The organism is Mesorhizobium sp., assembly GCF_004962245.1.
Classification (GTDB): domain Bacteria; phylum Pseudomonadota; class Alphaproteobacteria; order Rhizobiales; family Rhizobiaceae; genus Mesorhizobium.
This window is the reverse complement of the sequence record NZ_SUHQ01000012.1, coordinates 1-25,734: the sequence shown is the minus strand read 5'-3', so window position 1 is coordinate 25,734 and position 25,734 is coordinate 1. Positions and strand designations below refer to the sequence as shown.

Here is a 25,734-nt window from a genome sequence, read left to right as displayed (position 1 = left end):
TTCCTCATCACGCCTTCATCGCGCCTGATATCAGCGCGTCGACCTGCGTCTCGACCTCGATCCGTGCCTTCAATTTGCCGGCAAAGTCGGCTCCGGCGGCCTTCACGGCCTCGGGCAGCGTATCGTATTCGCTGAGCGCCTTGGCGTAGTCGCCCCGGTTGACCGCCACCTCCATGCGCGCGACGGTTTCCGGCGCGCCGGCGCCTTCGACGGCACCGATCGGCCTGACCTTGACCAGTGATTCGGCACTCGACAGAAGGTTCTGCAGGAAGCCGGCATTCTGGTCGACGGGTGCGGCGGCGGCGACCATGGCATTGGCCGCGGCGGCCATCTCGGCGGCGATCGCGGCGCGGGTCGGAACGCCCTTTTCGGCGTGGGGACGCAAGATCGCGATCTCCGGCGCGTCCGGTGAAATCGCCGCGAAGGTTTCGAGCTCTGCCGCGAATGGCGCACCGCGGTCGAGTGCCGCCTTCAGCGCCGACGCGGCGATGGCGAGCGCGATCTTCGGCTGCCCTGCCTGTGCCTCGACCTTGCCGGAAAGCTGCGACACCGACTGCTCCAGCGCCGCAAGCCGACTTTCCTGTGCCGTCGTCGCCTCGCCGGCGGATTTCACCGCCGCGTCGAGCCCGGCCAGCTTTTCGTTGAGCGGCCCAAGATCGACCGGCGCCGTGTTGCCGGCCTGGCCGAGGGCCGCGACCGCCGTCTCGATCTGCTTGACCTTGTCGCCAAGCGCCGCAAGCCCGGCGGTATCGCCGGCCCCGCCCTGCTCGATCGCCGACCTCAGCGCCGCGACATCCGCCTTGACCTGATCCAGCGCCGACGACAGCCCATCGACCTTGGCCGACGCATCGCTGTTGCCGGCCGCGTCCTTGAGCCCGGCGATCTCGCTCTTCAGCGAAGCGATTTCACCATTGACGCCGTCGAGCGACACGCCGCCCGAGCCCGGCGCGCCCAGCAGGCCGGCAAACTGCAGCCCTCCCGCGGCGGCGAGCGCAATGACGCCGCCGATAATGCCGGCGGCGACGCCGTTGATGCCGCCACGCTTCGGCTGCGCTGCCATGTCTCCGTTCCTCGCCTGGGCTTCTTTCGGCGCTTCTTCGCTTCCGCTGGCCCCCGTCGCACTGGCCCCGGTCACACTGGCCCCGGTCACACTGGCTTTGGCCGATGCGTCGTCGAAGCTGTAGTCGTAGGCCCGATTCGCCGATGCCTCCGAGCCGGTCGGATAAGTCGATTTGGATCCTTCAGGGCCCTTGACGTCGCCCTCTGCCAGCTCTTCCGAGCCGGCCGGCAGAACCGCGTCGGCGTGTTCCCACGGCTCGAGATCGGTCTGGTCGGCATGCACCGGTTCGTCAGGAACCTCCGGCTGCGAGGCCGCTTCCTCCACCTTTGCCGCCTCGGCCTGGGCCTCCTCGGTTTCTACCTTGGCGGCATCCTCGTCGGCAACGCGCGAGACGGCGCCGGGTTCGAGCTCGATGGTCACCGGCTCGCGACGGCTTTTCGAATGCCGCATCTTCGGCGTCTTGACCATGCTTTGGCTCCGCAAAAATTCGCTTCGGGATGGTTCAGGAAGGGTCTAGCACATCACCAAGCGGTGAAAAGGGGCGGCGTGATGACACGGGGGCTTCGAACTCGGATTGGCACAACGCCGCGGGGCCCTGACCGGGCTTCAGCGCAAGGGTGCGCAGCGGTTTTGAGGGTATGACACGCGGGACCTGAAATGAAAAACCCGCCTCGGCGGCGGGTTGTTGGCGCAAGTCAACAGCATATTAAAATTACTAGCATAACTGATAGCACAAAGCAAGAACAAATTCGCTGCATCGAGGGCAATCGCCTCAGGTTTCATGCCGGCACCTTCTCCCAAATGGACCTCTTTGGGAAAGAGGAATCGTTAAGCGCCAAGTGCGGCTGCCTCCGCAGAACTTGGGTTCCTCTCCCCACGAAGTGGGGAGAGGTGGCCCGAAGGGCGAGGGGCAGCGCAAAGCTGAGGCGATTGCCCTGAGCTCGCGTCTCTTCCTTTATCCAGGCGCTCGCAACAGAGCAGCGGCGGATGCCGGTCAGCGCCATGCCTGCAAAAGTCCCAGCAGCGCGTCTTCGCTGGGTTCCGGCGCGATGCGGATTTCTTTGTCGGCTACGTCGCCCAAGGCTGCGGCGATACGTCCGGACAGGGCGAAAAAGCATGTGTTTTCAAAAAGCTCACGCAGCGTCGGTCGACCGGTCAGGGCTTGCATCTCGGTGGCCGCCTTGGCCGAATAGAGCAGCACCGCTTCAACCGGCTGGCCGCACAGGCGCGCAAGGATTGCGGCGTCCGAATAGCCTGGCGCAACGGTGTCGTAGGTCTCGATGGCGCGGACGTGGACACCCGCGGCCTTCAGCCGCGCCTCGAACGCCGGAAACCGCACGCGTCCGCACAGATAAACGACCGTACCAGCCGCGAAGCCGCCGGCAAGCGCATCGGCCAGCGCCTCGGCATCGCCAGGGCCTTCGCAGACGGACAGGAACCCCGCAGCGCGGGCTGCTTCCGCCGTCCTTTTGCCAACGGCATGACAGGGCAAGGCGGCGAGCGCCGCTATGATTTCCTTCGGCGCATGGCGCACGGCATTGGCGCTGGTGACCGCAACGGCCACGGCATTGTCGGCGGCTGCATCGGCACCGACCGGCAGGGCCACCGTTTCGGTCAACGGCAACAGGACCGGCCGGAAACCCTGGTCCTCCAGCCGCTGTGCCGTGCGCGAGGCGCCCGGTTCCGGCCTCGTCACCAGGACGCGAACCATGTCAGGCCCAGCCGTCGAAGAATTTTTCGCCGGCCTTGGCCCGCACGGTCCTGGCGGCGTCCTCGCCGATGCGGGCCGCCTCCTGCACTGGGCCTTGCGCCTTGACCTCGTGGGATTGCGTACCGTCCGGCGAGATGATCAGCCCGGCGAAAAAGACCGCTCCGCTTGATATTGTAGCATGACCGGCGATCGGCGTGCGGCACGATCCGTCGAGCGCCGCCAGGAAGGCGCGTTCGCAGGCCAGCGCCTGCCCGGTCGGCACGTCGTGGATTGCCGTCAGCATCCTTTCCACGTCGCGATCGCCGATGCGACTTTCGATGCAGATCGCGCCTTGCCCCGGCGCCGGCGGAAAGATGTCGAGCGGCATCAGGTCGGTGATGATATCTTCGAGCCCAAGCCGCTTCAGCCCGGCATAAGCGAGGATGGTGCCATCGGCAACGCCCTCGTCCAGCTTGCGCAGCCGCGTCTGCACATTGCCGCGGAACATCACCACTTCGAGGTCCGGCCGCATGCGCCGGATCAGCGCCTGGCGCCTAAGCGACGACGAACCGACCTTCGCGCCCTGCGGCAGTTCGACGATTGCTTTCGCCGCCTTGCCGACGAAAGCGTCGCGCGCGTCCTCGCGCGGCAGGAAGGCGGACAGTTCCAGCCCGTCGGGCAGCACCGTCGGCATGTCCTTCGACGAATGCACGGCGATGTCGATACGACGCGCCAGCAGCGCTTCCTCGATCTCCTTGGTGAACAGCCCCTTGCCGCCGGCTTCCGACAGCGGCCGGTCCTGGATGCGGTCGCCGCTGGTCGAGATGACGACCACTTCGAATGCCTGTTCCGGCATGCCGTGCGCGGCCATCAGCCGCGCCTGCGTTTCATGCGCCTGCGCCAGTGCCAGCGGGCTGCCGCGTGTTCCGATTTTCAAGGTTGTTTGCATGGCGCGCGGTCCGTGATAACCCCCAGCAGATTGAGGCCGTTTTCCGAGCTTTCTCCTAGCGGGGAAAGGCCGGTTTGTACAATCTTCGAAGGCAGCGACGAATTGATCCGCGTTCTGGGCATTGAGACGAGTTGCGACGAGACGGCCGCCAGCGTGGTGGCGCTGGACGGTGATTCGACGCCCAGGATCCTGTCCGATGTCGTGCTCAGCCAGATCGAGGAGCATGCCGCCTTCGGCGGTGTCGTGCCGGAGATCGCCGCGCGCGCCCATGTCGAGGCACTGGATGGCATTATCGAGGCAGCGCTTGCCGATTCGGGCGTCGATCTCGCCGACATCGACGCGATTGCCGCAACCGCCGGCCCCGGCCTCGTCGGCGGGCTGATCGTCGGGCTGATGACGGCGAAGGCGATCGCCGCGGCAGCAAACAAGCCGCTGATCGCCATCAACCACCTCGAAGGCCACGCGCTGACCGCGCGGCTGACCGACGGGCTTGCTTTTCCCTACCTCCTGCTGCTGGTTTCCGGCGGTCACACGCAGATCGTCGCGGTACGCGGCGTCGGCGACTACCAGCGCTGGGCGACGACGATCGACGATGCGCTCGGCGAAGCCTTCGACAAGACGGCCAAGATGCTCGGCCTGCCCTATCCCGGTGGGCCGAATGTCGAGAAGACGGCGGCGGCCGGCAACGCCACGCGCTTCGCCTTCCCGCGCCCGATGAAAGGCTCGGCGCAGCCCGATTTCTCCTTTTCCGGGCTGAAGACCGCCGTGCGCCAGGCGGCGACGGCCATCGCCCCGTTGAGCGACCAGGACGTCGCCGACATCTGCGCGTCGTTCCAGGCGGCGGTGGCGGATGCGTTGGATGACCGTGTATCGAGAGCGCTAATGCGCTTTCGCGAAATGTTTCCCAACATGCAAAATCCGGCCTTGGTCGTTGCCGGTGGCGTCGCTGCCAACCGGACGATCAAGGCGACACTGGAAGCCCTATGCGAGCAGGCCGGTTTTGCCTTTGTCGCGCCGCCGCTCAAACTGTGCACCGACAATGCGGCGATGATCGCCTGGGCCGGCATCGAAAGGCTGCGTGCCGGCATTGCGGATGAAAATGCCGCCGATTTCGTGCCGCGCTCGCGCTGGCCGCTGGACAGCATCTCTGCCCCGATGGTCGGCTCGGGCCGGCGTGGTGCCAAGGCATGACCGGCGGCGCTGCAAGCAAGGCCACAAACGGCTGGCGCGTCGCGGTTCTTGGCGGTGGCGCCTGGGGCACGGCGCTGGCGCTGGCGATGCTGCGCGCCGGCCATTCGGTCCGGCTGTTCGCGCGCGACCAGGAGACCGTTGAAGCGATCGGTCACGGCGAAAATCAACGCTACCTGCCCGGCATCGCGCTCGATCCCGGCATCGACGCGACAAGCGATATCAAAATGGCTCTTGCCGATGCGGATTGCGTGCTGGCGGTGGTTCCGGCGCAGTCGCTGCGCGCCATGCTGACGGCGGCAAAAACCCATATGCCGAAAGGCGTCCCGCTGGTTCTCTGCGCCAAGGGCATCGAACGGGAGACCGGCGCCTTGCTGTCGGCGATTGTCGAGGAGATCCTGCCTAAAAATCCGGTCGCCGCCCTGTCCGGCCCGAGCTTCGCCACCGACGTCGCCAGGGGCCTGCCGACGGCCGTGGTGGTCGCCGCCCGCGACGCGGGCCTGGCGGCCGACCTTGCCGCCCGCTTTTCGGCTGAGAATTTGCGCTGTTATTCGAGCGACGACCTTATCGGCGTCGAAATCGGCGGCGCGCTAAAGAATGTCTTCGCCATTGCCGCCGGCGCCATCACTGGCGCCGGGCTCGGCGCCAGTGCCCAGGCCGCGATGGTGACGCGCGGCTTCGTCGAATTGCGCCGCGTCGGCGCTGCATTTGGCGCAAAGCCGGAGACACTGATGGGGCTTTCCGGCCTCGGCGACCTGCTGCTCACCTGCTCGTCCGCCCAGTCGCGCAATTTCGCCTACGGGCTGGCGCTGGGGCAAGGCAAGCCGCTTGCCGGCCTGCCATTGGCCGAAGGCGTGCCAACGGCGGCGATCGCCGCCCGCATCGTCACCGAACGCTGGATCGACGCGCCGATCATCACCGCCGTCGCCGCCATACTGGACGGCACGATCACCATCCGCCAGGCTGTGTCGGCATTGATGACAAGGCCGCTGAAGACCGAAACCGACTTATAATCTCGAACGATCCGGAGATGAAAAGATGCTGTTTGCGTTGATTTGCAAGGACAAGCCTGGAAGCCTGCAGGTGCGGCTCGATACGCGGCCCGAGCATATTGCCTTCCTGGAAGGACTGAACGGCGAGAAGAAACTGGCCTTCGCCGGCCCGTTCCTCGATGCCGACGGCAAGCCGAACGGCAGCCTCGTCGTGGTCGAGGCACCCGATCCGGCCGCGGCAGAAGCCCTGTCGGCGGCAGACCCCTACGCCAAGGCCGGGCTGTTCGAGAGTGTCGAAATCCGGCAATGGAACTGGACCTTCAACAAGCCGGCGGCTACCTGATCTCCAGCCGCCAGGAGGAGCAAAACAATGAACTACTGGCTGTTCAAATCGGAACCCTCGGTCTTCTCCTTCGAGGCGCTGAAGGCGAAGGGCAAGGCCGGCACGCAATGGGACGGCGTGCGCAACTATGCGGCGCGCAACAACATGAAGGCGATGCAGATCGGCGACCTCGGCTTCTTCTACCATTCCAACGACGGGCTCGACGTGGTCGGCATCGCCGAGGTCTGCGCGCTGGCCCATCAGGACACCACCACTGACGATCCGCGCTGGGAATGCGTCGATATTCGCGCCGTCAAGGACATGCCGAAGCCGGTGACGCTGGAACAGGTCAAGGCCAATCCCAAGCTTGCCGAGATGGCGTTGGTCCGGCTCGGGCGGCTTTCCGTGCAGCCGGTGACGCCGGCCGAATGGAAAGAGGTCTGCCGCATGGGTGACCTGACGCCAGCTCCGTGACGGCACTGACGCCAAACAGCGCGAAAAACTTCATCCTCGACAACACGACGCTGATGGCGCCGCCGCATGTTCCGGAAATCCTGCTGCATCTCGCCGACGAGGCGCATGATCTGTGGCAGCGGACCGAGGACGAACTGGCCGAAATCGGCCTGCCACCGCCCTTCTGGGCGTTCGCCTGGGCCGGCGGCCAGGGTCTTGCCCGCTACATCCTCGACAATCCGTCCGATGTGCACGACAAGCGCGTGCTCGACTTCGCCTCCGGTTCCGGCCTTGTCGCCATTGCCGCGGCAAAGGCTGGCGCAGCAGAGGTGATCGCCGCCGACATCGACCCGTTCTGCGCGACCGCGATCCGCCTCAATGGCGAGGCCAACGGCGTCGGCATTGAATTTCTGGGTACCGACTGCATCGGAACCGATGCCGGCTGGGATGTGGTTTTGGCTGGCGACGTCTTCTACGACAGGTCCTTCGCCGACAGGCTGATGCCGTGGTTCGCGACGCTGAAGGCGCGCGGCGCCGACATTCTCGTTGGCGATCCCGGCCGCTCGTATATGCCGAAAGCAGGGCTGCAGCCGCTTGCCGTCTACGAGGTTGCGGTAACCCGGGCGCTGGAAGATTCCCTGGTTAAGCGCACGACCGTCTGGCGCTTTGCTTGACGGCACCCGCCGAACCGGCGTTCCATCATGGTTCGATTTTGAGAATACGCATGTCGTTGTCCCAAAACCGCCGGGCACTTTTGGGCGACATGCTTTTGGGAGGGAAATCATGGATTTTTCAGCAGTGAACTGGCTGGCGGTGATCGTCGCCGCCGTGGTGGCGTGGTTGTTCGGCGCCGCCTGGTACATGACCTTGAGCAAGCCGTGGCTCAAGGCCGCCAAGCTTGATCCTGCGACCATGAACAAATCGCCGCTGCCCTTTGTCATCAGCTTCATCGCGGAACTTGTCATGGCGCTGGTCATGTCGCTGGTTATCGGCGCGATGACCGGTGGCGAACCGAGCCTCCTTGCCGGGCTGGTGTTCGGCTTCGTTCTCTGGCTCGGATTCGTCGCCACGACGCTATCCGTCAATCACCGCTACGAAGGTTTCGGCTGGGACCTGACCGTCATAGACTGCGGCCACTGGCTTGGCGTGCTGCTCCTCATCGGCGCTGTGATCGGCTGGTTCGGAGCGGCGGCGGCTTAAGCCAATACACATCGCCCAAAGGCATGCCTTCGGACGCGACGTGCAAGTGTCCGCCAAATCACGTCGGCGTCTTCGCGACTTCGTCGAGAAGCCATTCGCGAAAGGCGACGATGCGAGCCTCATCGGCGACGCTCTTGGGGTAGACCAGGAAATAGGCGAATTCGGGCGCCACCTTCATGCCCAGTTCAAAGGGACGCACCAGCCTGCCCTCGGAAAGGTCGTTTGCCACCATGGCGAAGTCGGCGAGCGCCACGGCATGGCCGTCGAGCGCGGCCTGAACGACGTCCGAGGACGTGCCGAAGACGATCGTCCGGCTGTCATCGAAATCGTTGACGCCGGCCGCCGCCATCCACATGCGCCAGTTCGGCCACGTCACGCCCTGACGCGCCCACTCGATATGGGCGAGCGTGTGATGGAACAGGTCACGCGGCTCCTTGAGCGGCGGCCCCGCCCGCAGTAACGCTGGGCTGCAGACCGGAATGATGACGTTGTCAAACAGCCGGTGGGCGCAAAGGCCCGGATATTTTCCAGCGCCGAAACGGATGCCGACATCGACGTCGTCCAGGTCGAAATCGCGCAATTCAGAGGTTATATCGAAGCGCAGCTCGACACCGGGTTGATGCTTGCGAAAGTCGTCGACGCGCCGCATCAGCCATTTTGTCGCGAACTGGGCATCGAGGGTCACTTTCAGCAGCGACGTTCCGCGCGCTGTCTTGTGCGCCCGTGAAACGGCACGACCGAGCAGGTCGAGCGCATCGGTTGCGGCCTCGAACAGCACCGCGCCCGCCTCCGTCAGCCGGATGGTACGGCTGGTGCGCGTGAACAGCACGATCCCAAGCTGATCCTCGATTTCCTTGATCTGGTGGCTGACCGCGGCCGGTGTCAGGCCGAGCTCGTCGGCGGCGCGGGTGAAGTTGAGGTGCCGGGCGGCTGCTTCCAGCGTCCTCAAGGCACGGGTTCCAGGCAGCAGGCGGGCCATCAGCGCGGAATGACTTTTGGCAGGATCATCGCTCTTGATCCACAAATAAAACTTGATGATAGAGAAAAAACTACTCGTTTCCCTCTTAGATTTCAATCCGGCATGATTGGACCATCGATAAACCATCAAATCGGATTTGATATCCGGATAGAAGGGGTCACGTCATGTCCCACATCGTCTTGAAGTCTCCGGCCACCCGGCCAATCTGGCTGCGGGCGGCAATTGAGTGGTTCCGCTACGCGAAAATCGCGGTCAACCTCCCGCAGGAGCTCCCGCATGAAAATGTCGAGGATCTTTCGGATCGCCAATTGCGCGACATCGGCGCCGAACGGAAGGATGTCGCGCGTGCAATGGACCGGGAACTCGGCCGGCTGGGTCTGCTCGACATCGGCTGGCAGCGGGTTAGGGAAGTAAGGCAGTAGGGCAGTAGGGCAGTAGGGCAGTAGGGGAATAGGGTGGTAAGGAAGTCAGAAGTATCGGTAGGATTGGGCGAACGCGCCACCTAGCTTTTCCTACTGCCCTACTGCCCTGCTGCCTTACTCCCCTATTCCCCTACCTCACCACCCTCACCACCGTGCGATCCGACAACAACGGCAACAGCCGGGCCATCGTGCGTGCCGTCACCGCCACGCAGCCTTGCGTCGGCGTGAAGCCGGGGCGCGCGAGGTGAAAGAAGATGGCGCTGCCGCGCCCGCGGCGACGCGGCGAAATGTTCCAGTCGAGCACCAGGCAGGCATCATAGAGCCGGTCGGCGCGCAGCATCCGCTCGTGGCTGGCGCCATAGGGAATCCTGACCGGACGGTTGTAGTTGCGATCATCGGGCACTTCGCACCAGCCGAGATCGGCACCGATCGGCGCCATCGCCAGCCGGGTTTTGCGGCCGTCGGAAAAATGATCGCTCCGGAAGTATCCCGACAGGATCCGCATCGAACCAAGCGGCGTGGCGCCGTCGCCTTCGCGCTTGGCTGCCGATATGCCGCCGCGTCCCAGCGCACATGAAAACACCAGTCCGCCGGCCTGCAGGAGCCCCTGGCTGGCGTGGCCGGGCCTGGCGCGCACCGTGAGCACATGAAGCCCTTTTCGCAAAAATGCGCTCGCCTCATTGCGCGCGCGTTTTTTCTTGTATGATCGTGTCACGGAACAAATCACTGTGATCGGCTGTTGTGCCGGTCAGCTTCCGCATAAACAGGTAGCGGTCAACTGAATTTTCTTTTCAAAACAACGGATTGATCCATGACTTCACGCACCATTCTGATCGTCGATGACGATGACGACCTGCGCGGCACGCTCGTCGAGCAATTGTCTCTCTACGAGGAATTTGACGTCCTGCAGGAATCAAGCGCCGCCAAAGGCATCGCCGCGGCACGCGGTGGCCTCGTCGATCTGCTCATTATGGATGTCGGCCTGCCCGACATGGACGGTCGGGAGGCGGTCAAGATCCTGCGCAAGGGCGGCTACAAGGCGCCTATCATCATGCTGACTGGACACGACACCGATTCGGACACGATTCTCGGCCTCGAAGCCGGCGCCAACGACTATGTGATCAAGCCGTTCCGCTTCGCGGTTCTTCTGGCCCGCATCCGTGCGCAGCTTCGCCAGCATGAGCAGAGCGAAGACGCCACCTTTTCGGTCGGCCCCTATACTTTCAAGCCCAGCCAGAAACTTTTGATCGACCAGCGCGGCGCCAAGGTGCGGCTGACCGAGAAGGAAGCCTCGATCATCAAATATCTCTACCGCGCCGACCAGAAGGTGGTGACGCGCGACGTGCTGCTCGAGGAAGTGTGGGGCTACAATTCCGGCGTCACCACGCACACGCTGGAAACCCATGTCTACCGGCTGCGCCAGAAGATCGAGCGCGATCCTTCCAATGCGGAAATTCTTGTGACAGAAAGCGGCGGCTACAAGCTGGTTCCTTAAACATTTCATTATCCAATGAGCGGTCGGGGCGGGACCGCTTTCTGGTGCGGTCCTGAGACTGGAGGTGGTTCTGGATCGAACTGACGCATCGGCCCAAAGATCGGACTCGATTTTTGGAAAGCGCGATGCGTCGATTCAAAATGTTAGAGTGTCCTTTGCGCATCCAGACGCGCGGCGCTCTAAGGGAGGGATTGGACTGACCGTTCGGGGACATAGCTAGATGGCGCTGGATGACGACATCCGCATCCTGTCCACCGTGAGGCTCTTCGAGGGCTTCACGCAGGAACAGTTGCGTTTGCTCGCCTTCGGCGCGGAAACCACCAAACTGCAGGCCGACCACAAGCTTTACCGCGAGGACGACGAGGCCGATTGCGCCTATATCGTGGTCAGCGGGCGCATCGTCCTTTATCGCGAGCAGGATGGCGACCGCGTCCCGATAGGCACGGCTGGCCCCGGTACCATGTTGAGCGAACTGGCGCTGATCGCCGACACCAACCGGCTGACCAGCGCGTCCGCCGCGATCGATTCGGAAGTGCTGCGACTCAGCCGCAAGATGTTCCGCCGCATCCTGGAGGAATATCCCGACATCGCGGTCCATCTGCACCAGCGCATCTCCGAGGATTTCCAGGCGATGATCCGCCGCATCGAGAAGCTGGCGCCGCGTTTCGACAACTGAACGAAATCAGCACAAAATTTTGAGCACTCTCACAGCTGGGAACCCGCGCAAAGCCCTCGCTGCGCCCAAGGTATGTTGAGATTCAGGTCAGGCCGAGTCGAAAATGACGGATTCCGAGAACCGGAGCGGAGCGTACTTTTGGGTACGTGAGCACCGGAAGCGCAGGAAGCCGTCATTTACAGGCCGGCATCACCTGAATATCGACATGCCTACTCCAGGTCGAACCGCGCGATAACAGGCACATGGTCCGACGGTCGTTCCCAGCCGCGCGCCGGCCGCAGGATCTCGTAGCAGGCAAAGCTCGGCACCAGGTTCGGCGACGACCAGACATGGTCGAGCCGCCGGCCGCGGTCCGACGCTTCCCAATCCTGCGCGCGATAGCTCCACCAAGTGTAGAGCTTCTGCTCATAAGGCACGTTGAGCCGCATCAGGTCGACCCAGTCGCCGGCGAGCCGCATCGCCTCGAAGCTTTCCGTCTCTATCGGCGTATGGCTGACCACGTTCAGGAGCTGCTTGTGCGACCAGACGTCGTGTTCGAACGGCGCGATGTTGAGGTCGCCGACCAGGATCGAACCGGACACCTCGTCGTGCTCGGCGCGGATGGCGTTCATCTCGGCGACGAAATCCAGCTTGTGCCTGAACTTGCGGTTGATGACGGGGTCGGGCTCGTCACCGCCGGCCGGGACGTAGAAATTATGCAGCAGGATCGCCTTGCCGCCGGCGCGGATGGTGACCGACAGATGCCGGCAGTCCTCGATCTCGCAGAAGCGGCGCTTTTCGACGATCTCGATCGGCCGGCGCGCCACCGTCGCCACGCCGTGATAGCCCTTCTGGCCGTGGAAGGCGATGTGCTCGTAGCCAAGCTTACGGAAGGCCTTCTCGGGAAACAGCTCGTCGGGAACCTTCGTTTCCTGCAGGCAAAGCACGTCCGGCGCCTGTTCGACAAGCAGGCGCTCGACGATCGGCATGCGCAGGCGGACGGAGTTGATGTTCCAGGTGGCGACGGAAAAGGGCATGCACAGGATCCAGGGCAGCGCATGGCCCGCCAGAGAGCTCCGACGGGAATGACGCCTTTGAAAGTCAGTCCCGGCAACTACTGCCAGCCGCGCACCGCAAAAACAAGCCGGGCCGCGCACGGGCGCCGGTCCTTCTCCCCTTGTGGGAGAAGGTGGATTGGCGCGCAGCGCCAAGACGGATGAGGGGTGCTGGACGGAGTGCCGTCGTTGCCAAGCTGGAACACCCCTCATCCGACCGAGCTTCGCTCGGCCACCTTCTCCCACAAGGGGAGAAGGACAGGCCACACCCCGACAGCAACACTAGCGACCTTCTCCGTTCTTCACGAAGAGAGTAAGGTGAGGGGCGGTGCCAATGCCCGAAAGGGCGAGAGGCTTTCCACTGCCAAGCCGGAAGTGTCAGCGCGACTTGGTGTTCAGCTCGCGGTTGGCCGTATAGTCGATGGCAAAGGTGTCGGGGGCGAAACGCACGCCTTCCCTGACGTTGAAGATCATCACCGTAGTGTCCTTGCCTTGCGCGTCGGTGATGGTCCACTGGCGCAATTCGTAGGATTTCGGATCGAACATCATCGTGATCCTAGAATTGCCGAACACCGATTTGTCGGCGAGCTGGATGGTGGTGAGGTCGTTCTCCTCCTTGACGCTTCTGACGCGGCCGCCGGAGAGGTCGATCCTGGTGTCGAGCAGCAGTTTGAGCGGCGTCTTCGACAACGGATACAGATCGGACGTCTTCAGCCGCTTGTTGAGGATGACCACTGACTTGCCGTCGGAAATCACCCTGAAATTCGACGCTCCGTCATAGTTGAAGCGGATCTTGCCCGGCCGTTCCAGAAAGAACTTGCCGCCGGTCTGCTCGCCCTTGGGTCCAAACTGCACGAACTCGCCGGTCATCGATTTGACCGAGGAGAAATGGTCGGCGATCTTTTGCGCCGCCGGTGGCACCGCTGCCTGCGCCGACGCCAGCAACTGGACGCCGGGGACGACATTGATGGCTGCCGCGCCGGCAAGGACCACGCCGAGGCCAAGCACCTGGCGGCGGGTCGGGGCAAAATCGCTGATCGGGTCAAAGGAAGAGTTTTTCATACCGGTCACTCTCATCTGGTTCATATAGTGTTGCAGTCCCTTGGCCCCCCAGTTGGGCTTAAGTTTGGCGGCCCGGACAGCGCTCAGTCGCAGCAACGCGCCAAAAGGTTCAAAGTTGCCGTCACCGACGTTGCAGCCCGGACAGAACCTGGCGGTTTTTCCCGATCGGATCAGAACTTGTCCTCTTCCGTCGGCACCAGGATCTCGCGCTTTCCGGCGTGGTTGGCCGGACCGACAATGCCTTCCTTCTCCATCTTCTCGATGATCGAGGCGGCGCGGTTGTAGCCGATGCCGAGCCGGCGCTGGATGTAGCTGGTCGAGGCCTTGCCGTCGCGCAGCACCACGGCAACCGCCTGGTCGTAGGGATCGTCGGAATCCTCGAAATTGCCGCCGCCACCGCCTGAACCGCCCTTGCCCGACGGCTCGTCGTCGTCCTCGCCTTCATCCTCGGTGATGGCGTCGAGATATTCCGGCACGCCCTGCAGCTTCAGATGCGCGACGATCTTCTCGACCTCGTCGTCGGAAACGAAGGGACCGTGCACGCGCTGGATGCGGCCGCCGCCGGCCATGTAGAGCATGTCGCCCATGCCGAGCAACTGCTCGGCGCCCTGCTCGCCCAGGATGGTGCGGCTGTCGATCTTCGACGTCACCTGGAAAGAGATGCGGGTCGGGAAGTTGGCCTTGATCGTGCCGGTGATGACGTCGACCGACGGCCGCTGCGTCGCCATGATGACGTGGATGCCGGCGGCGCGCGCCATTTGCGCCAGGCGCTGCACCGCGCCTTCGATGTCTTTGCCGGCCACCATCATCAGGTCGGCCATCTCGTCGATGATGACGACAATATAGGGCATCGGCTCAAGGTCGAGGTTTTCGGTCTCGTAGATCGCCTCGCCGGTCTGGCGGTCGAAGCCGGTCTGCACGGTGCGCGAGATTTTCTCGCCTTTCTTCTCCGCCTGTTGCACGCGCGCGTTGAAACCGTCGATGTTGCGGACGCCGACCTTCGACATCTTGCGATAGCGGTCCTCCATCTCGCGCACGGTCCATTTCAGCGCGACCACCGCCTTCTTCGGGTCGGTGACGACAGGCGTCAGCAGATGCGGGATGCCGTCATAGACCGAGAGCTCCAGCATCTTCGGGTCGATCATGATCAGCCGGCAGTCCTGCGGCGTCAGCCGGTAGAGCAGCGACAGGATCATGGTGTTGATGGCGACCGATTTGCCCGAACCGGTGGTGCCGGCGACCAGCACATGCGGCATCTTGGCGATGTCGACGATGACCGCCTCGCCATTGATGGTCTTGCCCAGCGCCAGCGCCAGCTTGGCCTTGGTGGTCTCGAAATCGCGGCTGGCCATGATCTCCCTGAGATAGACGGTCTCGCGCTTGGCGTTCGGCAGCTCGATGCCGATGGCGTTGCGGCCAGGCACCACGGCGACGCGGCAGGCGATCGCGCTCATCGAGCGGGCGATGTCGTCGGACAGGCCGATGACCCGCGACGATTTGATGCCGGGCGCCGGTTCCAGCTCATAGAGCGTGACGACCGGACCGGGGCGCACATGGATGATCTCGCCCTTGACGCCGAAATCCTCCAATACGCCCTCGAGCAGGCGGGCATTCTGCTCCAGCGCGTCCTTGGACAGGCTGGCGTCGCGCACGATGTTCTTCGGTTCGGACAGGAAATGCAGCGACGGCATTTCGAATTTCTCGGAGCCGATCAGCGAGGTCTGCGCTTCGCGCTGGACGCGGGCGCCCGGCACGGGCCGAGGTGCCGGCGCCGCGACGCGTGTGGCCGCGTCCGACCGGAAATTCTGCACCTTCGCATTGGGCGCGGCGCGCTGCTGGCCTGAAAGTTCCGGCGCAAAATCCATGTCGTCGTCATCGTCGAAGACATCGGCATCGTCGGGATCGAGCGAGGCACTGCGGTCGTTGACCATGGCGGCGAAGAATTCCGGCTCGACGCGGGCGCGGCCATCGGCGCTCATCCGCGCTTCGGCGTATTCGGCCGATTCGACCCGCTCGGCTGCGCGCCGCCAGGCGCTGGCGCGCGGTTCCATCTCCGGTTCGAAGTCGTCGCGCTCCCGTCGGCGCGCGGCGCGGCGGCGCAGATAGGCGCGCAACGACAGCCACCAATGCGTGATCGCGCCAAGCGCCAGAATGCCCTCGTCGCCTTCGTCCTCGTCATTGTCGAAAAGCAGGTCGTCCTGATCCCGGGGATCGGGTTCGGCTGGCTGCTCCAGGACGGCGAAGCCGTTCTTGCGTGCAATCAGCGCCGAGCCATAGGCAAACAGCCACAGTGCCGGTGCCGCCAGAAGCACGGCAAGCACGCTGGCGATGAGACCGGTCGGATAGCCGCCGACGACGAGACCGGGAATCTTGAGCACCATGTCGCCGAACACGCCGCCGAGGCCGGTCGGCAGCGGCCAAGTCTGGGGCGGCACCACGCAGCCGGCGATGGCCGCGGCAAGCACCGCGTAGCCGAACCAGGCGAGCCCGCGCTTCGGCAGCCTGTCGACGCCGCGCGCCGAAAACAGCAGAAATCCCCAGATCACCGCCGGCACCAGCGCCGCGACGGCGGCGAGGCCGAAGAACTGCATGGCAAGGTCGGAAAAGACAGCGCCCGCATAGCCCATGGCGTTGGTGACGATGTTGCCGGTGGCGTGGGAGAAGCTTGGGTCGGCGACGTTCCAGGTAGCCAGGCTGGCGACACCGAAGGCGACCAGCGCAAACAGCCCGGCGCCGACCAGTCGGCCGACCTGACGCCGCGCGAACGCCTGAATGCCGTGCCCCGTATCGGCCAGCGCGAGCGGTGCTGAAGCCCCTGAACGCATGCTCTTCCCCGTCTGTCGTTGCCCGGCCGGACGCGTACGCGCAACGCGGCGGATTCGGACACCAGACTATCGGCGGGAAGGTTAAGGCCGCATTAACCATGGGTGCGTGGCGGCATCTCCGGGTGGAAAAGCGGTCACAAAAATGGCGGGCACGCTGTCCCGCCATCATCTGGATCGGCAGGTCGATCAAGCCTCGGCCTGATCGCCAGACCTTAGAACGCGCGCCCTGTTGGACGCCCAAAGGCTGGGGCATGATCCGAACCCAGCTTCGGGGTCGTGCGCTAGTTGGCGCCGCCGAGCGCCTGCACGTTCGCGCAGAACTCGGCATACGGCTTGCTCATCGCCGCGTCATTGCATTCTTTCTTCATAGCCTCCTGCTTTTCCTTCGGCATCGACATGAACGCAGTCTTGAACTCATCCTTCGGCTTCATGGTCTTCATGCTGGAGTCGGTGTAGAACGGCGCCATGTTGTCGGGTGAATCGAGAGCGCCGGCAAATGCAGCTCCGCTGACCATGGAAAGAGCAAGCGCTCCAAGGCAGATGTTCTTGATGTTCATGACTGGTGTCCTTCCCTGTTGTTTTCACGAGCGCCCAAACGACGATCGCCACCACAGTTCGGAACCGGCACAGCCGGTGTTTCACACCAGCGGTCGATCAACCGCCTGATCAAGCGATTGTGATCGAGCCTGAGCTGCCACCGGCGCGGCGCCGCACAACAAAGAGGAGGCCCGGAACAGTCCGGGTTCCGGCTCCGCGGGCTTTCGCTGTCGCAATCGCCCGACGCTGCGGCCCTGGCCGGCTAGAATCCCAGCCAGAGCCCCAGGCACAGAATCGCCTCGGCCGTGACGATGCCGACGATCATGCGCCTGCCGCTGCCGAGATAGGCGGCAAATCCAAGTGCCGCGGCCCCGATCCGCAGCGCCAGTGGCGTCACCGCCAGGGCGCCTCCGGGAAAGACAATCAAATTGCCGATCACCGCCGCGACGAGCGCTGTCGCAACGGCCCGCACGAGGACCAGAAGATCCGATCCTTCCTCCATGCGCCCACCGAGCGCAACGCCGAGGAATCGCCAGAAGTCCGTTGCCAGCCAGCCCGCGAGCAGGATGAACAGAAACGGCCACCACCAGAGATCGGACGAGAAATAGGTCATGCGGCTGCGTTCTGACGCATCCGGTGCCAGGCATAGGCGACCGCGCCGCCGATAAGCCCCGCCGCCAGCAGATCGGCTTCGGGCAGCAGAAGATGGAACAGCGGCCCAAGGACGAGACCGAGAATCATCGCCACGTGCCCTGCCCGCTCGCGCGCCGAGCCCCACAGAGATGTGAGGAAGTACATCGGCGTCAGCATCAACAGCGCCGCTGAGACGGCCGACGGCAGCGAGTCGGCCAGCGCATAGACGACCGCGACCACGACCATGTTGACCGCGATCAGCGTGAGGCCGAGCCCGGCATAGTAGGTCGTGCGCATGGCGCGCGGCACGCGCCTCAGCCGCTCCATCGCCAGGACCCAAGAGGTTACGGCGACGCAATGCGACAGGACATAGAGCACCCAGCGCGGCGTGCGCTCGTCGCGCATTTCCGGCACCAGCGCCATCACCATCGGCATCAGGCGGATCGCCGAAAGGGTCACCGCCAGCGCCACCGCCGGCAACGAGGCCCCGGCAAGAATCGCGCCGACGAAAACGACCTTCGACGGCAGCGCCCAGACGATCCCGGTCATGAAGACGGCCTGCGCGACGGTCACGCCGGCGTCCTTGGCCAGCGCAGCGAATCCGACGAAGGAACTGACCAAGATCAACCCCGGAAGCGAGAACGCCCCCCGCGCGCCTCGAAGAAACCAGGCGCGGCGGCGATGGACGGAGCGGTGAAGCGAGGTAACGGTATCGGCCATTGTTCCGCGACTAACACAGTTGCGTCGACAAGGCCTAGGAAAAGTCCCGACCGGAAGGCTGTACCAGACAAGCAGCTTACCGATTTCGGCCACAAAAAAGAGGCCCGGAACGTGTCCGGGCCCCAAGGCGCGAGCCCCCTTTTCGGGAGCGTCACGACGGGATGGGAGGATGCGGGGCAGCCAGGCCGCCCCGCACAGGACTTACGGGTGATAGGCCGCTTCGCCATGCGAGGTGAGGTCGAGCCCTTCACGCTCTGCATCGGCTGTCGGACGCAGGCCTACGATCATATCGACGATCTTGTAGAGGATGGCGCTGCCGATACCCGACCACAGGACGGTTACCAGGACACCCTTGAACTGCGACCACAGCTGGGTGGCCGTTCCGGCATAGCCGGCGGCGAAGTCGGCTGTCGAATAATCGACGATGCCAGCGCCGCCGAGAGCGGGATTGACCAGGATGCCGGTGCCGAGCGCGCCGATGATGCCGCCGATGCAGTGGATGCCGAAGACATCGAGGCTGTCGTCGTAGCCGAACTTGTTCTTCACGACCGAGACGAAGAAGTAGCAGCCACAGGTGGCGACGATGCCGAGCACGATGGCGCCCATCGGTCCGGCAAAGCCGGCAGCGGGCGTGACAGCGACAAGGCCGGTGACAGCGCCCGAAACCGCGCCAAGCATGGACGCTTTGCCGCGCAGCAGCGTTTCAAGCACGATCCAGGTCACTGCCGCCGCCGCTGTGGCGACGAAGGTGTTGATCATGGCCAGCACCGCATAGGCGTTGGCCTCGAGGTTCGAACCGGCGTTGAAGCCGAACCAGCCGACCCACAGCAGCGAAGCGCCGACCATGGTCAGCGTCATCGAGTGCGGCGCCATGATGTCCTTGTTGTAGCCGATGCGCTTGCCGATCATGAGCGCACCGACGATGCCGGCGATGCCCGCATTGATGTGAACGACCGTGCCGCCGGCGAAGTCGACGGCGCCGAAGCCGAAGATGAGCCCGGACGGGTCGCTATAGGCGCTCGGGCCACCCCAGAACCAGACCATGTGCGCGATCGGGAAGTAGACGAACGTCACCCAGAGAATGGTGAAAAGGATCACGGCGGAGAACTTGATGCGTTCGGCGAAAGCGCCGACGATCAGCGCGGGTGTGATGCAGGCGAAGGTCATCTGGAAGATGACGAACACCAGTTCAGGAATGGCGACGCCCTTGGTGAAGGTTTCCGACAGCGTCGTTACGTCGACGCCGGCGAGAAACATCTTGGAAAGGCCGCCGACAAAGGCATTGCCGGGGGTGAAGGCAAGGCTGTAGCCGTAGAAAACCCAGACGATCATAACCACGCTGGTGATGGTGAAGACCTGCATCAGTACCGACAGCATATTCTTGGCGCGAACCAGGCCGCCGTAAAAAAGGGCGAGGCCGGGAATGGTCATCAACAGCACCAGCACGGTGGAAACCATCATCCACGTCGTGTCGCCCTTGTCGACGGTAAAGGCCGGCGCGGCTGGCGCTGCCGCTTCGGCGGCAGGCGCTGCTTCCTGTGCGAAAGCGGCAATCGTGCCCAACGCTCCAAGCGTGAACGCGCCCAGCAGCGCGGTGCGCGCCGCTGACTTCAAAGTAGAAGGAATATTCATTGAACTCTCCATTGGAATACGTGTCCGCAGCTCAAAGCGCGTCGGTGTCTGTTTCGCCGGTGCGAATGCGCACCGCCTGGTCGATGCCGAAAACGAAGATCTTGCCGTCGCCGATCTGACCGGTCTTGGCCGCCGCGGTGATGGCTTCGACAGCCTTGTCGACCATGTCCAGGCTGACCGCGACTTCGATCTTGATCTTCGGCAGGAAGCTGACCGCGTATTCCGCCCCGCGATAGATTTCCGTGTGTCCCTTCTGACGCCCGTAGCCTTTGACTTCGGTGACGGTCAGGCCCTGGATGCCGACTGCGGTGAGCGCTTCGCGCACCTCGTCGAGCTTGAACGGCTTGATGATTGCCATCACGATTTTCATAAGGTTTCACCCTTTGCTGTTGCGGGTCCCCCGCGTTTGCACGACTTCGCCGATCCCCATGAGAGCCGGAGAGTGCCAGCTAGGATTCAAGCTCCGTGCCAGTTGCCGAAGCAGCTCATTAACCTGTTGTAAACAAAGAAGTTGCGGGCCGTTCAACAGCCGGCTGATCACTGTCGCGGCAGTGCGTATGATTAAAAATTAGGCAATTTTTGAAAATTGCCTACTCGGCGGGCAGCCGCTTCAGGCGGATCAGCCCTTCCTGGGCAACCGAGGCGATCAACGTGCCGTCGCGGGCAAACAGCGACCCGCGGGTGAACCCCCGCGACCCTTGCGTCGACGGGCTGTCTTGCGTGTAGAGCATCCAGTCGTCGAGCGGATGGCTGCGGTGGAACCACATGGCGTGATCGAGGCTCGCCGCCTGGATGTCGCTATCGAAAATGGCGCGCCCATGCGCAAAGGTCGACGTATCGAGCAGCGTCATGTCCGAAAGATAGGCAAGCACCGCCGCCTGCGTGGCGCGATCGGCCGGAACCGGGCCGGTGGTGCGGATCCAGATGTTCTGCTTCGGCTCCAGCTTTTCCCGGCTTGTGTAATGCTCCAGCATCACCGGTTTCATCTCGATCGGCCGGTCGCGCTCCCAGTAGCGCCTGATGCCGTCGGGCACGGCCTCGCCGAACTTGCCTATCAATTCGCGCTGCGACAGCAACGTGTCGGGCGCCGGCACGTCCTGCGGCATCGGCACCTGATGTTCGAGGCCGACTTCATCCTGCTGGAACGAGGCTTCCAGCGAAAAGATCGCATGGCCGTGCTGGATCGCCACGACGCGTCGCGTGGTGAAGGAGCCGCCGTCGCGGATGCGATCGACCTCGTAGATGATCGGCACCTTGGTGTCGCCGGGCCGCATGAAATAGCCGTGCAGCGAATGCACGTGGCGTTCGGGCTCGACCGTACGCTGGGCCGCGACCAGCGCCTGGGCGATGGTCTGGCCGCCGAAGATACGTTGCCAGTCGAGCTTGGGGCTGCGACCACGGTACAGGTTGTGTTCCAGCTGCTCGAGCTCGAGAATGTTGAGAAGCTCGTCCATGGCCGCCGTCATGTTTCGCGCCCCAGTGTTGTTTGGATTTCGAAGTTCGCCTGATTTCGATATTGCGCTCGGAGCGAACTTCGAAATCAAGACAACACTAGAAACCCTTAGTTTGCTAGTGTCCTTACGATTCTGAAATTCGTACTGCCCTCGATATCCAACTCAGGCGAATTTCAGAATCGGGACACCAGCCAAAGAAGTGTTATGGCGGTTTCCGACAGGAATGACGGGCAGTCAAGGCTGGAAAGGAATTTGCCATGGTGGACCGTGGGGCGGATGCAGAGAACCGAACCTCGCTCGATGTTCTGGTCGCCGGCGCCGGCTATGTCGGGCTTGCCACCGCCGTATCGCTGAAACAGGCGCGGCCAAGCCTGGCGGTCGCCGTCGTCGACGCCGCGCCCGCCGGCGTCTGGCAAAAGGACGGCCGCGCCTCGGCCATCGCCGCTGCCGCTTGCCGCATGCTCGACCAACTCGGCGTCTGGGCCGAAATCGCGCCGGAGGCGCAGGCGATCACCGAAATGATCATCACCGATTCGCGCACGTCCGATCCGGTGCGCCCGGTGTTTCTCACCTTCGACGGCGAGGTCGCGCCCGGCGAAGCCTTTGCGCATATGGTCGCCAACAAGGATTTGAACGGTGCCTTACGCCGGCGCGCTGAAAAACTCGGCATCGACATCGTCGAAGGCGTCGCCGTCAACGCTTTCGACGTGAACGGCGCCGGCATCACCGTGCATCTTGCCGACGGCGCGACGCTGAAGGCACGGCTGCTGGTCGCCGCCGACGGCGTCAACTCGAAGCTGCGCGACTTGGCCGGCATCAAGACGGTGAAATGGGAATATGGCCAGTCCGGCATCGTCTGCACCGTGGCGCATGAACGGCCGCATAATGGCCGCGCCGAAGAGCATTTCCTCCCTGCCGGCCCCTTCGCCACGCTGCCGCTCAAGCCGGGCAAGGACGGGACCAACCGCTCGTCGATCGTCTGGACCGAGCGGACGGCCGACGCCGAAAAACTGGTCGGCGGCGACGACCTCGTCTTCGAGCATGAGCTGGAACAGCGCTTTGGCCTGAAGCTCGGCGAGATCCGTGTCGCCGACAGGCCCCGCGCCTGGCCGCTCAGCCTGACGCTGGCCCGCGACTTTGTCGCGCCGCGCGTTGCGCTCGCCGGCGACGCCGCCCATGGCATCCATCCGATCGCCGGCCAGGGCCTCAATCTCGGCTTCAAGGATGTTGCGGCATTGGCCGAAGTGGTGGTCGAGGCCGACCGGCTCGGCCAGGATATCGGCGCGCTCGACGTGCTCGAACGCTACCAGCAATGGCGGCGCTTCGACACGCTGCAGATGGGCATCACCACCGATGTCCTGAACCGGCTGTTTTCCAACGACATCGGCCCGCTGCGCGCCGTCCGCGACATCGGCCTCGGCCTCGTCGAACGCATGCCGCGGCTGAAGGATTTTTTCATCCGCCAGGCGTCCGGACTGTCCGGCGACACACCGAAGTTGCTCAAGGGCGAAGCGATCTGATCCGTCTTACGGACACGCCAGGGTGTGTTGAGATTCAGGTCAGGCCGAGCCGAGAACGGTGGGTTCCGAGAACCGGAGCGGAGCGTACTTCTGGGTACGTGAGCACCGGAAGCGCAGGAAACCGCCGTTCGCAGGCCGGTATCACCTGAATATCAGCGCACCCTAGTTGACCTCGAAGCCGAGCTTCTGCCGCAGCCTGAGCATGCGCTGGTCGGATATCTTCAGGGGTTGCTCACCAGCCTGTGCTGCGCGGTTCACCATCTGCAGCAGATCGTTTCTTTCGGCCACATCCAGACGTTCGCGCAGGAACGGCGCCAGCTTGTCGACGACGATGGCGGCATCGTCGATCTGCGACGCCGCCCATTTGGCATAGACCACCGCCTCATCGGTCTTCTTTTCGTCCGCAATCTCCGAAATCACCGACCGAATCGCGGCTTCGCGCTGCGGCAGAACTGGACCGTTCTCGGAAACAATGGCAACGATCAGCGTCGCGGCCGCCACGACCGGATCGTCGATTGCCGTCAGCGGTGAGAGCGCCGCCTGCTTGCGCAGTCTCTTGCGGCGCACGTTGCCCTGGACACGGCCAACGACGTCGGCAACCTCACGCGCTGCGTCGTTCATGATCTTCAGCCGGTACCACCAGAACGCCGCCGCTCCCAGCAGGCCAATTGCAGCAATCAGTATATGCATGCCCGAAATCCCCCAGCCGCAGCGACGATAGGAGAAGAATTGCTTTGCTTCAACACGCAAAAGTTGCGCCCGCCGAAGAAAATTTGAACCCGCCGGACGCAAAAACGGAACAATCCCTAGGATCCCGGCACGTCGTAGATCGCCCTGACCTCGATCGTGCCGATTTCGGCCAGCGGAATGCCTGCGGCGACCTCCAGCGCCTCATCGAGATCCCCGGCCTCGATCATGACGAAGCCGAGCAATTGCTCCTTGGTCTCGGCGAAAGGGCCATCGGTGATCAGCCGCTTGCCCTTGCGCCGGCGCACGGTCTTCGATGTCTTCACAGATTGCAGCGCCTGCGCGATGATCAGCCGGCCCCTTTGCTCCACCGACCTGTCATAGGCCAGTGAATCCGCGTCGAGCTTGGCCAACCTCTCTGGCGTCATTGCGTAAAGGTCTTTTTCTTCACCATAGACCAGGCAAACGTATTTCATCTCTATCTTCCTTGTTGTGACGAATCGTTGGCGACCAGGGTCTCGGCCGGGCTCTTGACCGCCGCATGATCGAGAAGGGAAACCGCGACCCCAATGATGGCGACCGCGGCAAGCAGTCGACCGAAGCCGGAAGGTGGCCGATGCAGCCAGTCGGCTTCTTGTTCAGCAGTCTTTCGGCCGGCGCTTCTCCAGTGGGCAGAAAACAGACAGTTCATATGATCCTCCATCCGGCCACGAGTTCCAGGGCCGCCCGCAGGACGGTCGAGGCAGATGGAAGTCGACATTTTTGCACGCGGATTTTTTAAGGCCCGATGATGATGCCATCCTGCCCGCTCATGCGAAAGCACGGGGTGGCCTTCGGACTCGCGCGCTCTATAGTCAACCGGACGCCGATCACGGCTCGACAATCAAGGAGGAATTCATGGACCGCACCGCAAACGCCGTCTGGCAAGGCGATCTGAAGGGGGGCAAGGGCACGCTCGACACCCAGAGCGGGACCTTGAAGGGCACGCCCTACTCATTCAAGGCGCGCTTCGAGGATGAAAGCGGCAAGTCCGGCACCAATCCGGAAGAGCTGATCGCGGCGGCGCATGCCGGCTGCTTCGCCATGCAGTTCTCACATTTCCTGGCCGAGAACGGCACGCCCGCCGACGAACTCGACGCCAAAGCGGTGGTGACGCTGGTTCCTGGCACGGGGATCACAGGCAGCGCGCTCACGGTGGTCGGCAAGGTGCCGGGCATCGATGCGGAGAAATTCAGGGAATTGGCCGAAAAAGCCAAGGCCGAGTGCCCGGTGTCGAAGGCGCTCGGCGCCATCAAGGTGTCGCTCGACGCCAGGCTCGGCTGAGCGGCCCACTCTCGCGAGCCGGCAGCACCAGGACCAGCGGGAGGCGCTACTGCCCTTCGCCGGTCAGCGTGTCGATGCGTGCGCGCAGCATCGCAACCTCTTCCTCGAGAGCCCGCACGCGCGCTTCGAGGTCCGAGGTCGGCGAAGATGATTGCTGAGACGTTACAAACACTGGCGTCTGCACCGGCCCGCACAGGAGATGCGCATAGCGCTCCTCGCGCTGGCCGGGAGCGCGGTCGAGCAGCTGGACGAGAGGCGGCTTGCGGCCGATCAATAGGTCGAGATTGCCGCGAAGCTCGTCGATCGACGGGATGCGCGTCATGCGCTCGCTTCGCGCCAGCAACTCATAGGCCGTCTGCGGGCCGCGCAGCAGCAGCAGGCCGATCAGCGCAATCTGCGCCGAGGTCAGCGAAAAGCGCTGCGCGACGACATGCTCATACCGCTCGACGCGCGAGGCAAAGACCTGCTTGATCAAGCCCTTATGCTCCAGCTGGCCAAGCGCTCGTCTCACCTCGACAAGCTCGATCGACATCACCGGCTCGCGCGCCGTTTTCTGGTTCGCGGCGGCAAGTGCCGCATTGAGCGTCAGCGGGTAGACATCGGGCGTCAGTTCCTTCTTTTCGATCAGGCAACCGAGCACGCGGGCTTCGATGGGGGAGAGGATGGGCAGTTCGGTGTTAGTCATAAGTCGGCTATCCTTTTGAAGGCGGCGGGACAGCGCCCCCCTCTGTCCTGCCGGACATCTCCCCCGCAAGGAGGGAGATTACGCGCTCAACCGCTTCCGCCAATCTCCACCGTCGCAGGAGCGAGCGGAGCGCTGAAGCTGCCGATCTCCCCCCTTGCGGGGGAGATGTCCGGCAGGACAGAGGGGGGTGGGAAGG

Annotated in this window: 29 protein-coding genes; 11 read left to right on the top strand and 18 right to left on the bottom strand. The window is 63.7% G+C overall.

Going from position 1 to position 25,734, the window contains the following annotated elements; translation table 11 throughout:
• Nucleotides 1–7 precede the first annotated feature (7 nt).
• The 3 genes from E5X88_RS14385 to hemC form a co-directional block, all read right to left on the bottom strand.
• Entirely contained in the window at nucleotides 8–1,528 is a 1,521-nt protein-coding gene (locus E5X88_RS14385) for a phage tail protein (protein ID WP_292162267.1), read from the bottom strand.
• Between the two features lie 526 nt (nucleotides 1,529–2,054).
• Complete coding sequence (locus E5X88_RS14380) at nucleotides 2,055–2,771, bottom strand: uroporphyrinogen-III synthase (protein WP_292162265.1); 717 nt, start codon at nucleotides 2,769–2,771, stop codon at nucleotides 2,055–2,057.
• A 1-nt stretch (nucleotide 2,772) separates the two neighbouring features.
• A complete protein-coding gene (hemC, locus tag E5X88_RS14375) occupies nucleotides 2,773–3,699 on the bottom strand; it encodes a hydroxymethylbilane synthase (RefSeq protein ID WP_292162263.1) in 927 nt (308 codons plus the stop codon).
• Between the two features lie 105 nt (nucleotides 3,700–3,804).
• Between hemC and tsaD the strand changes: the two genes are divergently transcribed.
• The 6 genes from tsaD to E5X88_RS14345 all read left to right on the top strand — a co-directional run bounded on the left by tsaD (nucleotide 3,805) and on the right by E5X88_RS14345 (nucleotide 7,854).
• Entirely contained in the window at nucleotides 3,805–4,890 is a 1,086-nt protein-coding gene (tsaD, locus tag E5X88_RS14370) for a tRNA (adenosine(37)-N6)-threonylcarbamoyltransferase complex transferase subunit TsaD (RefSeq protein WP_292162539.1), read from the top strand.
• Nucleotides 4,887–5,900 (top strand): NAD(P)H-dependent glycerol-3-phosphate dehydrogenase, encoded by a 1,014-nt coding sequence (locus E5X88_RS14365; protein ID WP_292162262.1) that lies wholly within the window; start codon nucleotides 4,887–4,889, stop codon nucleotides 5,898–5,900. Before tsaD ends, E5X88_RS14365 begins: the two co-directional genes overlap by 4 nt.
• A gap of 25 nt (nucleotides 5,901–5,925) precedes the next feature.
• Nucleotides 5,926–6,222 (top strand): YciI-like protein, encoded by a 297-nt coding sequence (locus E5X88_RS14360; RefSeq protein ID WP_292162261.1) that lies wholly within the window; start codon nucleotides 5,926–5,928, stop codon nucleotides 6,220–6,222.
• Between the two features lie 27 nt (nucleotides 6,223–6,249).
• On the top strand, nucleotides 6,250–6,675 hold the full coding sequence (locus E5X88_RS14355) for an EVE domain-containing protein (RefSeq protein WP_292162259.1): 426 nt from the start codon (nucleotides 6,250–6,252) through the stop codon (nucleotides 6,673–6,675).
• Nucleotides 6,676–6,728: 53 nt separating this feature from the next.
• On the top strand, nucleotides 6,729–7,328 hold the full coding sequence (locus E5X88_RS14350; RefSeq protein WP_292162537.1) for a methyltransferase: 600 nt from the start codon (nucleotides 6,729–6,731) through the stop codon (nucleotides 7,326–7,328).
• A gap of 109 nt (nucleotides 7,329–7,437) precedes the next feature.
• Nucleotides 7,438–7,854, top strand: coding sequence for a DUF1761 domain-containing protein (locus E5X88_RS14345; RefSeq protein WP_292162257.1), 417 nt, complete (start codon nucleotides 7,438–7,440; stop codon nucleotides 7,852–7,854).
• Between the two features lie 58 nt (nucleotides 7,855–7,912).
• Here E5X88_RS14345 and gcvA read toward each other — a convergent pair whose 3' ends face one another.
• On the bottom strand, nucleotides 7,913–8,833 hold the full coding sequence (gene gcvA / locus E5X88_RS14340) for a transcriptional regulator GcvA (protein ID WP_292162256.1): 921 nt from the start codon (nucleotides 8,831–8,833) through the stop codon (nucleotides 7,913–7,915).
• Nucleotides 8,834–8,997: 164 nt separating this feature from the next.
• On the opposite strand from gcvA, the gene E5X88_RS14335 reads away from it, so the two are divergent.
• Entirely contained in the window at nucleotides 8,998–9,255 is a 258-nt protein-coding gene (locus E5X88_RS14335; protein WP_292162255.1) for a hypothetical protein, read from the top strand.
• 130 nt (nucleotides 9,256–9,385) lie between these two features.
• Here the strand turns inward: E5X88_RS14335 and E5X88_RS14330 are convergent, their stop codons facing one another.
• Nucleotides 9,386–9,919: a L,D-transpeptidase gene (locus E5X88_RS14330; protein ID WP_292162254.1), complete on the bottom strand. Its 534-nt coding sequence runs from the start codon at nucleotides 9,917–9,919 to the stop codon at nucleotides 9,386–9,388.
• Nucleotides 9,920–10,066: 147 nt separating this feature from the next.
• Here E5X88_RS14330 and E5X88_RS14325 point away from each other — a divergent pair, with 147 nt between their 5' ends.
• On the top strand, nucleotides 10,067–10,750 hold the full coding sequence (locus E5X88_RS14325; protein ID WP_292162252.1) for a response regulator transcription factor: 684 nt from the start codon (nucleotides 10,067–10,069) through the stop codon (nucleotides 10,748–10,750).
• Nucleotides 10,751–10,970: 220 nt separating this feature from the next.
• The gene (locus E5X88_RS14320; protein ID WP_292162249.1) at nucleotides 10,971–11,426 is read left to right on the top strand and encodes a cyclic nucleotide-binding domain-containing protein; all 456 of its coding nucleotides are present in this window, start codon (nucleotides 10,971–10,973) and stop codon (nucleotides 11,424–11,426) included.
• A 209-nt stretch (nucleotides 11,427–11,635) separates the two neighbouring features.
• Here the strand turns inward: E5X88_RS14320 and E5X88_RS14315 are convergent, their stop codons facing one another.
• From E5X88_RS14315 to tesB, 9 genes are all read right to left on the bottom strand, one after another.
• A complete protein-coding gene (locus E5X88_RS14315; protein WP_292162247.1) occupies nucleotides 11,636–12,442 on the bottom strand; it encodes an exodeoxyribonuclease III in 807 nt (268 codons plus the stop codon).
• A 396-nt stretch (nucleotides 12,443–12,838) separates the two neighbouring features.
• Entirely contained in the window at nucleotides 12,839–13,522 is a 684-nt protein-coding gene (locus tag E5X88_RS14310) for an outer membrane lipoprotein carrier protein LolA (RefSeq protein WP_292162245.1), read from the bottom strand.
• A 170-nt stretch (nucleotides 13,523–13,692) separates the two neighbouring features.
• The gene (locus tag E5X88_RS14305) at nucleotides 13,693–16,347 is read right to left on the bottom strand and encodes a DNA translocase FtsK (RefSeq protein ID WP_292162243.1); all 2,655 of its coding nucleotides are present in this window, start codon (nucleotides 16,345–16,347) and stop codon (nucleotides 13,693–13,695) included.
• 281 nt (nucleotides 16,348–16,628) lie between these two features.
• Nucleotides 16,629–16,904 carry a hypothetical protein gene (locus E5X88_RS14300; RefSeq protein WP_292162241.1) on the bottom strand — a complete coding sequence of 92 codons (276 nt, stop codon included), beginning with the start codon at nucleotides 16,902–16,904 and terminating at the stop codon, nucleotides 16,629–16,631.
• 242 nt (nucleotides 16,905–17,146) lie between these two features.
• Nucleotides 17,147–17,497, bottom strand: a complete 351-nt coding sequence (locus E5X88_RS14295) for an AzlD domain-containing protein (protein WP_292162240.1) — start codon at nucleotides 17,495–17,497, stop codon at nucleotides 17,147–17,149.
• Nucleotides 17,494–18,138, bottom strand: a complete 645-nt coding sequence (locus tag E5X88_RS14290; RefSeq protein WP_366664810.1) for an AzlC family ABC transporter permease — start codon at nucleotides 18,136–18,138, stop codon at nucleotides 17,494–17,496. Before E5X88_RS14290 ends, E5X88_RS14295 begins: the two co-directional genes overlap by 4 nt.
• 300 nt (nucleotides 18,139–18,438) lie before the next feature.
• The gene (locus tag E5X88_RS14285) at nucleotides 18,439–19,869 is read right to left on the bottom strand and encodes an ammonium transporter (RefSeq protein WP_292162238.1); all 1,431 of its coding nucleotides are present in this window, start codon (nucleotides 19,867–19,869) and stop codon (nucleotides 18,439–18,441) included.
• 31 nt (nucleotides 19,870–19,900) lie between these two features.
• Nucleotides 19,901–20,239 carry a P-II family nitrogen regulator gene (locus E5X88_RS14280; RefSeq protein ID WP_292162236.1) on the bottom strand — a complete coding sequence of 113 codons (339 nt, stop codon included), beginning with the start codon at nucleotides 20,237–20,239 and terminating at the stop codon, nucleotides 19,901–19,903.
• 220 nt (nucleotides 20,240–20,459) lie between these two features.
• Entirely contained in the window at nucleotides 20,460–21,335 is an 876-nt protein-coding gene (gene tesB / locus E5X88_RS14275; protein ID WP_292162235.1) for an acyl-CoA thioesterase II, read from the bottom strand.
• Nucleotides 21,336–21,580: 245 nt separating this feature from the next.
• Here tesB and E5X88_RS14270 point away from each other — a divergent pair, with 245 nt between their 5' ends.
• Nucleotides 21,581–22,843, top strand: coding sequence for a ubiquinone biosynthesis hydroxylase (locus E5X88_RS14270; RefSeq protein WP_292162233.1), 1,263 nt, complete (start codon nucleotides 21,581–21,583; stop codon nucleotides 22,841–22,843).
• A 162-nt stretch (nucleotides 22,844–23,005) separates the two neighbouring features.
• On the opposite strand, the gene E5X88_RS14265 is transcribed toward E5X88_RS14270, so the two are convergent.
• From E5X88_RS14265 to E5X88_RS14255, 3 genes are all read right to left on the bottom strand, one after another.
• Nucleotides 23,006–23,533, bottom strand: coding sequence for a hypothetical protein (locus E5X88_RS14265; protein WP_292162231.1), 528 nt, complete (start codon nucleotides 23,531–23,533; stop codon nucleotides 23,006–23,008).
• A gap of 116 nt (nucleotides 23,534–23,649) precedes the next feature.
• The gene (locus E5X88_RS14260; protein ID WP_292162229.1) at nucleotides 23,650–24,006 is read right to left on the bottom strand and encodes a YciI family protein; all 357 of its coding nucleotides are present in this window, start codon (nucleotides 24,004–24,006) and stop codon (nucleotides 23,650–23,652) included.
• A gap of 2 nt (nucleotides 24,007–24,008) precedes the next feature.
• Nucleotides 24,009–24,221 (bottom strand): hypothetical protein, encoded by a 213-nt coding sequence (locus tag E5X88_RS14255; RefSeq protein WP_292162227.1) that lies wholly within the window; start codon nucleotides 24,219–24,221, stop codon nucleotides 24,009–24,011.
• 206 nt (nucleotides 24,222–24,427) lie between these two features.
• On the opposite strand from E5X88_RS14255, the gene E5X88_RS14250 reads away from it, so the two are divergent.
• A complete protein-coding gene (locus E5X88_RS14250) occupies nucleotides 24,428–24,853 on the top strand; it encodes an OsmC family protein (protein WP_292162225.1) in 426 nt (141 codons plus the stop codon).
• 46 nt (nucleotides 24,854–24,899) lie between these two features.
• Here E5X88_RS14250 and E5X88_RS14245 read toward each other — a convergent pair whose 3' ends face one another.
• Nucleotides 24,900–25,538: a DUF480 domain-containing protein gene (locus E5X88_RS14245; RefSeq protein ID WP_292162224.1), complete on the bottom strand. Its 639-nt coding sequence runs from the start codon at nucleotides 25,536–25,538 to the stop codon at nucleotides 24,900–24,902.
• Between the last annotated feature and the right edge of the window lie 196 nt (nucleotides 25,539–25,734).

Coding starts and splice junctions, on each gene's coding strand:
- tesB (WP_292162235.1), bottom strand. CDS start 21,335: ATGACGGCGGCCATGGACGAGCTTCTCAACATTCTCGAGCTCGAGCAG.
- E5X88_RS14295 (WP_292162240.1), bottom strand. CDS start 17,497: ATGACCTATTTCTCGTCCGATCTCTGGTGGTGGCCGTTTCTGTTCATC.
- E5X88_RS14380 (WP_292162265.1), bottom strand. CDS start 2,771: ATGGTTCGCGTCCTGGTGACGAGGCCGGAACCGGGCGCCTCGCGCACG.
- hemC (WP_292162263.1), bottom strand. CDS start 3,699: ATGCAAACAACCTTGAAAATCGGAACACGCGGCAGCCCGCTGGCACTG.
- E5X88_RS14245 (WP_292162224.1), bottom strand. CDS start 25,538: ATGACTAACACCGAACTGCCCATCCTCTCCCCCATCGAAGCCCGCGTG.
- E5X88_RS14345 (WP_292162257.1), top strand. CDS start 7,438: ATGGATTTTTCAGCAGTGAACTGGCTGGCGGTGATCGTCGCCGCCGTG.
- E5X88_RS14310 (WP_292162245.1), bottom strand. CDS start 13,522: ATGAAAAACTCTTCCTTTGACCCGATCAGCGATTTTGCCCCGACCCGC.
- E5X88_RS14315 (WP_292162247.1), bottom strand. CDS start 12,442: ATGCCCTTTTCCGTCGCCACCTGGAACATCAACTCCGTCCGCCTGCGC.
- E5X88_RS14250 (WP_292162225.1), top strand. CDS start 24,428: ATGGACCGCACCGCAAACGCCGTCTGGCAAGGCGATCTGAAGGGGGGC.
- E5X88_RS14285 (WP_292162238.1), bottom strand. CDS start 19,869: ATGAATATTCCTTCTACTTTGAAGTCAGCGGCGCGCACCGCGCTGCTG.
- E5X88_RS14320 (WP_292162249.1), top strand. CDS start 10,971: ATGGCGCTGGATGACGACATCCGCATCCTGTCCACCGTGAGGCTCTTC.
- E5X88_RS14360 (WP_292162261.1), top strand. CDS start 5,926: ATGCTGTTTGCGTTGATTTGCAAGGACAAGCCTGGAAGCCTGCAGGTG.
- E5X88_RS14265 (WP_292162231.1), bottom strand. CDS start 23,533: ATGCATATACTGATTGCTGCAATTGGCCTGCTGGGAGCGGCGGCGTTC.
- gcvA (WP_292162256.1), bottom strand. CDS start 8,833: ATGGCCCGCCTGCTGCCTGGAACCCGTGCCTTGAGGACGCTGGAAGCA.
- E5X88_RS14350 (WP_292162537.1), top strand. CDS start 6,729: ATGGCGCCGCCGCATGTTCCGGAAATCCTGCTGCATCTCGCCGACGAG.
- E5X88_RS14365 (WP_292162262.1), top strand. CDS start 4,887: ATGACCGGCGGCGCTGCAAGCAAGGCCACAAACGGCTGGCGCGTCGCG.
- E5X88_RS14335 (WP_292162255.1), top strand. CDS start 8,998: ATGTCCCACATCGTCTTGAAGTCTCCGGCCACCCGGCCAATCTGGCTG.
- E5X88_RS14325 (WP_292162252.1), top strand. CDS start 10,067: ATGACTTCACGCACCATTCTGATCGTCGATGACGATGACGACCTGCGC.
- E5X88_RS14385 (WP_292162267.1), bottom strand. CDS start 1,528: ATGGTCAAGACGCCGAAGATGCGGCATTCGAAAAGCCGTCGCGAGCCG.
- E5X88_RS14300 (WP_292162241.1), bottom strand. CDS start 16,904: ATGAACATCAAGAACATCTGCCTTGGAGCGCTTGCTCTTTCCATGGTC.
- E5X88_RS14260 (WP_292162229.1), bottom strand. CDS start 24,006: ATGAAATACGTTTGCCTGGTCTATGGTGAAGAAAAAGACCTTTACGCA.
- E5X88_RS14355 (WP_292162259.1), top strand. CDS start 6,250: ATGAACTACTGGCTGTTCAAATCGGAACCCTCGGTCTTCTCCTTCGAG.
- E5X88_RS14255 (WP_292162227.1), bottom strand. CDS start 24,221: ATGAACTGTCTGTTTTCTGCCCACTGGAGAAGCGCCGGCCGAAAGACT.
- E5X88_RS14270 (WP_292162233.1), top strand. CDS start 21,581: ATGGTGGACCGTGGGGCGGATGCAGAGAACCGAACCTCGCTCGATGTT.
- E5X88_RS14280 (WP_292162236.1), bottom strand. CDS start 20,239: ATGAAAATCGTGATGGCAATCATCAAGCCGTTCAAGCTCGACGAGGTG.
- E5X88_RS14305 (WP_292162243.1), bottom strand. CDS start 16,347: ATGCGTTCAGGGGCTTCAGCACCGCTCGCGCTGGCCGATACGGGGCAC.